The following is a 6,405-nucleotide window of genomic DNA, read 5'->3' on the forward strand; positions in this document are numbered from 1 at the left end:
TGCCGAAACAAAAGTAGCCATATAGACATCTAAACACTGATTCAAAATGAAAAGATACCGTCATTGGCTTATAAAAATTATGGAGTTTATTTCACCGCTTTCCCATACTGATCCGCCATGACTTCAACCAGTTGATCCGGTTTAACATATTTTTTGATAACGGCATCGACATCTGCCTTGGTCAGCTTGGCAATGGCCTGATCGCGTTTTTCCCGATAAATCAGATTACGATCCTTTTCAAGTTGTGGGATCAGCATGCTGTGAATACGACGATCATCTTCCAGTGCAGTGACGCGCTGTTTCAAAATCGTGGCTTTCGCTGCTTCAACTTCCTGCTCGGTTACTCCTTTGGCCAAAAGTTCATTCAATACCTTATGCACAGCTTGGGACACCTGTGCTGATCGGCCAGGCGTATAATTCGCCTGAATGCCTAATGCACCTGAGTCAATCCATTCATCATACTGAGCATTGGCACTGAAACCATAAACCAGCGCATTTTTCTCACGCAGTTCCTGTGCTAAACGTGAAGACAACTGTGAATCACCTAGAATGTGTCGGAATACCAGCATGGCAGGCAAATCTACATGTTCTGCACCGACAGGAAATGTCATGACAGCCTGATAATGACCGAACTCACGCTGTTCAGACAACGCATGGATTTTCTGTGCCGGATAAACTGTATATTGACCACTTAAGAGCTCATAAGGCTGCTTAGCTTTCCAGCTCGCAAAGTTATTTTTGAGGACTTTACTTACGGACTTCGGATTAAATTCCCCGGTCACTGCGATCTGGGCATGATGGGTATTAAAGAACTGTCGATATAACGCTACGACCTGTTCACGAGTAGCAGCTTGAATCTGTTTTTTTGCTAGTTCAGGTTCAAAATGATAGCGAAGGTCACCCGGCTGATAAATCTCGGTCGCGCGAGACATAGTCAGGCCTGCCACCATATTGGGCTCAGTATAAGGACGGTCTAACGCAGACAGGCTTTGTCCTTTAATCAGGTCAAACTGGCTCTGCTCAAAGGCCGGTTTATTGAGCACATCCAGCACATACTGGAAAAATTCTTCAAACTTCTCTTTTTTGGCACTGATCTGAATGCTCATGCCATTTTCAGAGGAACTGGCCGTGGCTGAACCACCAGACTCAATAATTTTATCGGCAATCTGTTGCAAGCTCTGGGTTTCAGAAGAACGCAGCAATAAGTAAGCTGTCAGATCCAGAACCTCGCCTTTATTGAACAAACTTTGTGCCGTGCCAAAATTAAGTGCAATAGTGGCATAAACTTTGTCATCCTGAGTCTGGGTCGGGAATAAAGCGTATTTAATGCCATTCTTCAGTTTGCCCCGTTGAATCTGCTTGTCCTTAGCCTGTAAATATTGCTTGGACTGCACCACATACTGCTTTACTTCTGCCTGATAGACACTGACATCTTTCAGCGGTTCTGCTGCTTCAGCCTGCTGGTCCAGAGTTTGAGCCGGCACTTCAGTCTGGGTCAGCTCCTGTGCTTTTTTCTGATCTTCTGGTGTCGGCAAGATATTGCCAGAAATACGATATTCTGGCTTAAAGAATGCCTTATACACCTGATTGATCTGATTGACATCCAGCTTTTCTATGGCTTGCAGATCTTTAAAATACTGGCTCCAGTCACCTGAATAAGCCACTACATATTCACTTAAACGCGAACCTAAAGCGGTTGCGCTATTTTTAATATTGTCCGCCTGGTTTCGGGTTAGACTTTTAGCCCGGTTTAATTCAGTTTCGTTAAATGGCTGGCTCTGCTCTACACCCTGAATCAGGCCCTGCTCAACCTGCTTGACTTGATGATTTGGCGCATAGATGGCACCCATAAACACCAGATTAAAATCTTTATCCAGCCAGGTCATAGACTGCACTGTAGTGGTCTTACCCGTCTCGACCAGACTTTGATACAGGTGTCCGCTAGGTTGCAATGTATATAAGATTGGAGACATGGCCAGCGTGGTTTTAATACTTTCTTCTGACTGGTTCAGATAAATATTAAATTTGGCCAGATCACTACCCTTTTGCACGGTAAATTCACGCTGTTTGATCTGTTCAGGTTTTAGCGCAGGCACTTTTACCGCTTCAGGCACTTTGCGGGACTGGATCGGGCTAAAATGGGTATCAATCTGCTTCAGCACTTCTGCCTTATTAAATTTGCCCGAAATAATCATGAGGGCATTATTCGGTGCATACCAATGGCGATAAAACTGGTTCAGCTCCTGCATCTTGATCGATTGCAGTTCGTTCAAATCGCCAATCGGTAATCGTCCCAGATATTGATTGCCATAAGCTGATTTAAACACCTGATCCATCAGCACGGAAAATGGCTGATCCAGACGGATTTCACGCTCACGCTTCACGATATCAATTTCAGTTGGCACATACTTTTCTTGCAGGACAAGCTTATCCATACGTTCAGCTTCAAGGAAAATTACTTCATTGACCGCAGTCTGCTCAGGACGAATCACATTGGTATATTTGGTTGAGTAATAGTCAGTACTGGCATTGGTCATTAAGGTATATTGATCCAGACGGCGCTGAAACTCATCTCCCTTTACATTTTCCGTGCCTTTAAATGCCAAATGTTCAAGCAGATGTGCCAGACCACCTTTGCCTTGCGGATCATTCAGTGAACCGGTCAGATAAACCGTATTCATAAACACTTTATTTTCTTTATCATTGGGCGCAAGAATAATTCTTAAGCCATTTTCCAGTCGATATTCTTCGATATTCTGTTCTGTTTTCACCAATACCGGCTGTGCAAAACTGGCCGCTGTCCAGGTAGATAATAAAATCGCCAAGCTCAAACGTTTAAAGCGTATTTGCATTGTTCATCCAAATTTTTAAGTGTGAATTTTTATTTACAGTCACTCTGATCTTAGAGAAAAGTCTTTATTATGAATAGTCTATTTTATAAGAGGCCAAATAAAATACCGCGCAATTTCACGGTATTTTATTGAATATATTAATTAAATATAAAGTTCGGCCAGCATAAACAGTTTGGCATAACCAGAAATTTCAATGCGGTCTTGTTCTTTTAATGCGCAATATAATACACCACCACGCTGAGAGGCCTGATAAGCCACCAGTTCAGTTTTATTTAATTTCTCCGCCCAGATCGGTGCAATCCCGGTATGAATTGAACCGGTGACCGGATCTTCATTAATCCCGTTACTTGGTGCAAAATAACGTGATATACAATCATATTGAGTATCGCCAGCGGTAATCGCGACATCCAGTAATGGACCCACCGCTGTAATCGCGGTTCTTTTTCCATTCAGCTGCTTCAGCAATTCAATATTGGGTTGCTCATCCAGCACATCCTGCACTGATTCATATTCAATAATATAACCTTGTGTATTCAGATAAACATTTTTAAAAGGCTTCGTCAGCGCCTGTCTTAAGGCTTCCGGATATTCTGTAATGAGTTCAGGCTGACGGATTGGGAAATTCATCCGGATTTTGCCATCTTCATCCTGGCGTACTGTAAAAATACCTAGATCTTTGACATGAAAATAAATGGTTTTTGCAGAGCTAAAATCCTTGAACAGTACAAAGCTACTGGCCAATGTGGCATGTCCGCAAAAATCCACTTCCTTGGTCGGTGTAAACCAGCGAATTTCATAATTTTCTGCATCCAGCACTTTGACAAAAGCGGTCTCAGACAGATTATTTTCCAGGGCAATATTCTGCATCAGGTGATCATCCAGCCAAGCATCCTGCACGATGACTGCAGCAGGATTTCCCTTAAATAGAGCCGTCGTAAAAGCATCCACCTGGTACATTTTCATTTTCTTTACTCCTGTATGTAGGTGTTTAGTTTAAAAGCTTTTTTCCAGAAGGGGAATTTTATATGCTGTGGATCAGATGATTTATTTTTCTCCCTTTTCACTCATTAAGGTTCTTTATGAACAATTCACATATTCAAACTGTACCTTTAGAAAAAGCCTATCGCCTGATTACGCACGGCCCAACAGTACTGGTGTCTGCCAATGATGGGCAAGACACTGATGTCATGACCGCTGCCTGGGCATGTGCACTCGAATTCAGTCCAGCAAAAGTCACCGTAGTGCTGGATAAAAGCACCAAGACCCGAAAAATAATTGAAAATTCTGGCAACTTTGCACTGCAGATTCCCACCCTCAAACAGCTGGAAATGGTCTATAGCCTGGGAACATTGAGTCTGTACAATGACCCAGACAAACTGGAGCAGTCCGGTGTGCAGTTATTCAAATTCGCAGATCAAGAGATCCCAGTTGTAGAAGGTTGTGCCGCCTGGATTTTATGTGAGCTGATTTCCGAGCCACATAACCAGCAGACCCATGACCTGTTTATTGGTAAGGTCATTGCGGCTTATGCCGATGATCGGGTGTTCCGTAATGGGCACTGGTACTATCATGAAGTCAGCGAAGAATGGAAAAGTATTCATCATGTCGCCGGTGGTCACTTCTATACCATTGGCGAAGCTGTCGCAGTAAAAGATGCAGAATAAATAACTGATCTTTTTAAACAAATTATATAAAAAATTCTTGCAAACAGGCGGCCTTGACCACAGTCAGACTGCCTGAATTTATGCTACTTTATCCATAATATCTGTTTGGTCTGATGTCTTATGATGCCGTTTAAAATCCACTGTATTGATGTCAAAAACTCATTACAAAATTATATCTGGTTACTTGAACATATACCGACGCATCAGGTCGCGGTCATTGACCCCACTGAAGCTGAGCTAGTTCAGGATTACTGCGCCGAACACGGGCTTGAGCTGAGTCAGATCTGGCTCACCCACTGGCATAAAGATCATATCGCTGGTGTTCCGGATTTAATTCGAAAACAAACATTACCGGTATATGGCTCAAAAGCTGAGCTGGAAAAAATTCCGTTTATTAACCATCCACTTGAACATGACGACCAGTTCAGTTTTCATGGTGTTGAGGTACAGATTATTGCCGTACCGGGTCATACCCTAGGCCATATCGTGTACTTCCTGGATGCCATTGATATGCTGTTCTGTGGCGATACCCTGTTTGCCATGGGCTGTGGACGGGTATTTGAAGGTACTTATCAGAAGATGTACCACTCTCTGGCTCGCCTGGCTGCCCTACCGCCACGTACCCAGGTTTATTGCACGCATGAATACACCTTGTCGAATGCACAGTTTGCCAAACATGTAGAACCGGATAATCCAGCAATTCTGGAGCGTTTCGAACAGGTTGAGCGTATGCGCATGCTTGGGCAATGCACCTTACCCAGTACTATTGCAGCAGAACTGGAAACCAATCCTTTTTTACGCGCAGACAGTGTCGAAGAGTTTCAACGTTTACGCGTGATGAAAGACTCGTTTTAAACTATAGCTGCTTAGAGCAGCTGATGCTTCTGAGCATAGTCATCCAGTTCTTGCTGGGTGACCACTCGTACCGCATTCATTTCATCAATCCTGACCAGCAATAATCCACCCAAAGCAGGTTGATAACGACGCGCACTACCGAATGGCGTATACGCCACCTTGGACTGTACCGAAAAATCCAGCCAGTCTTCATGACCCAGCATCACAGCAACCGGCTCCTGCCTTTGTTGCTGCATAAGTTCAATTTGCTGTTTGACGTACTGTTCAATATTTAATTCAGTCATCATCAATCTTATTTAAATTATATCCATGACAGTATAAAGGGCTGAGCCTAACACCATGATCTGAATACTCGGAAACTTTACTAGATTGTATATTTTTTCAGCCTTATTCAAACTCTAAAACTTCAAACCACGCTAATTCCTAATTTAAAATGAATAATATATAAACAATTATTGATTTAAATATTTGAATATTAATAACTATTCAAAAAATTATTTAGGCTTAAAATTAAAATATTTAGTTACAACATCTTGAAAATAATAAAAAACATAGACTTAGATGAAAAACCTTATATTTCGTCTATATTATCTTGTTCATTAAATCCACAAATTCAATTAAATTAATTTAAATAAGGGTATTTGCCCTTTAAAACGAAAATTCTCACCCTTATCTATGATTTAACTGATGAAGGAGTTATCTCGTGAAAAAAGTGGTTAAAGCAAAAAACGTTCTCGCATTTAGACTTTGGTTAGAAAAATTGGGGTATTCGGTTCGCACCCTGGCAGATAATCGTGGTTTTAGTTTCAGTTTTAAAAAAGAATATGGTCTGGTGACCTGCGATCTTTCAGGTAATGCATTGGCCATGCAGCTGGGTGAGGAGTTTGAAGATCATCTGAAAGCTTAAATTTAATTAATCAATGCAGTCATGATTTACCCTTTTATTTGAGTAAAATTCTATTATTCCTATAATCAGCCCATTTCGATGGGCTTTTTTTCGTTTATAAAATTTCAGGCAAAAAAAAACAAGGCAT

General features: G+C 41.8%; 6 protein-coding genes. 3 read left to right on the forward strand and 3 right to left on the reverse strand.

The window, feature by feature from the left end; translation table 11 throughout:
* Positions 1 to 86: 86 nt before the first annotated feature.
* Entirely contained in the window at positions 87 to 2,852 is a 2,766-nt protein-coding gene (locus B3143_RS13990) for a M16 family metallopeptidase (RefSeq protein WP_214001359.1), read from the reverse strand.
* 141 nt (positions 2,853 to 2,993) lie between these two features.
* On the reverse strand, positions 2,994 to 3,815 hold the full coding sequence (locus tag B3143_RS13995; protein WP_005235119.1) for a PhzF family phenazine biosynthesis protein: 822 nt from the start codon (positions 3,813 to 3,815) through the stop codon (positions 2,994 to 2,996).
* A 116-nt stretch (positions 3,816 to 3,931) separates the two neighbouring features.
* Here B3143_RS13995 and B3143_RS14000 point away from each other — a divergent pair, with 116 nt between their 5' ends.
* Both B3143_RS14000 and gloB read left to right on the forward strand, forming a co-directional pair.
* Positions 3,932 to 4,516, forward strand: coding sequence for a flavin reductase family protein (locus B3143_RS14000; RefSeq protein ID WP_214001360.1), 585 nt, complete (start codon positions 3,932 to 3,934; stop codon positions 4,514 to 4,516).
* A gap of 120 nt (positions 4,517 to 4,636) precedes the next feature.
* Positions 4,637 to 5,371: a hydroxyacylglutathione hydrolase gene (gloB, locus tag B3143_RS14005; protein WP_261634901.1), complete on the forward strand. Its 735-nt coding sequence runs from the start codon at positions 4,637 to 4,639 to the stop codon at positions 5,369 to 5,371.
* An 11-nt stretch (positions 5,372 to 5,382) separates the two neighbouring features.
* Here the strand turns inward: gloB and B3143_RS14010 are convergent, their stop codons facing one another.
* A complete protein-coding gene (locus B3143_RS14010) occupies positions 5,383 to 5,655 on the reverse strand; it encodes a hypothetical protein (protein ID WP_034170064.1) in 273 nt (90 codons plus the stop codon).
* 419 nt (positions 5,656 to 6,074) lie between these two features.
* On the opposite strand from B3143_RS14010, the gene B3143_RS14015 reads away from it, so the two are divergent.
* The gene (locus B3143_RS14015) at positions 6,075 to 6,278 is read left to right on the forward strand and encodes a hypothetical protein (protein WP_004786362.1); all 204 of its coding nucleotides are present in this window, start codon (positions 6,075 to 6,077) and stop codon (positions 6,276 to 6,278) included.
* The last annotated feature ends 127 nt before the right edge of the window (positions 6,279 to 6,405 follow it).

The sequence above is a fragment of the Acinetobacter sp. UBA1496 genome (genome assembly GCF_002324975.1).
GTDB lineage: Bacteria > Pseudomonadota > Gammaproteobacteria > Pseudomonadales > Moraxellaceae > Acinetobacter > Acinetobacter variabilis.

Coding starts and splice junctions, on each gene's coding strand:
- B3143_RS13990 (WP_214001359.1), bottom strand. CDS start 2,852: ATGCAAATACGCTTTAAACGTTTGAGCTTGGCGATTTTATTATCTACC.
- B3143_RS13995 (WP_005235119.1), bottom strand. CDS start 3,815: ATGAAAATGTACCAGGTGGATGCTTTTACGACGGCTCTATTTAAGGGA.
- B3143_RS14000 (WP_214001360.1), top strand. CDS start 3,932: ATGAACAATTCACATATTCAAACTGTACCTTTAGAAAAAGCCTATCGC.
- gloB (WP_261634901.1), top strand. CDS start 4,637: ATGATGCCGTTTAAAATCCACTGTATTGATGTCAAAAACTCATTACAA.
- B3143_RS14010 (WP_034170064.1), bottom strand. CDS start 5,655: ATGACTGAATTAAATATTGAACAGTACGTCAAACAGCAAATTGAACTT.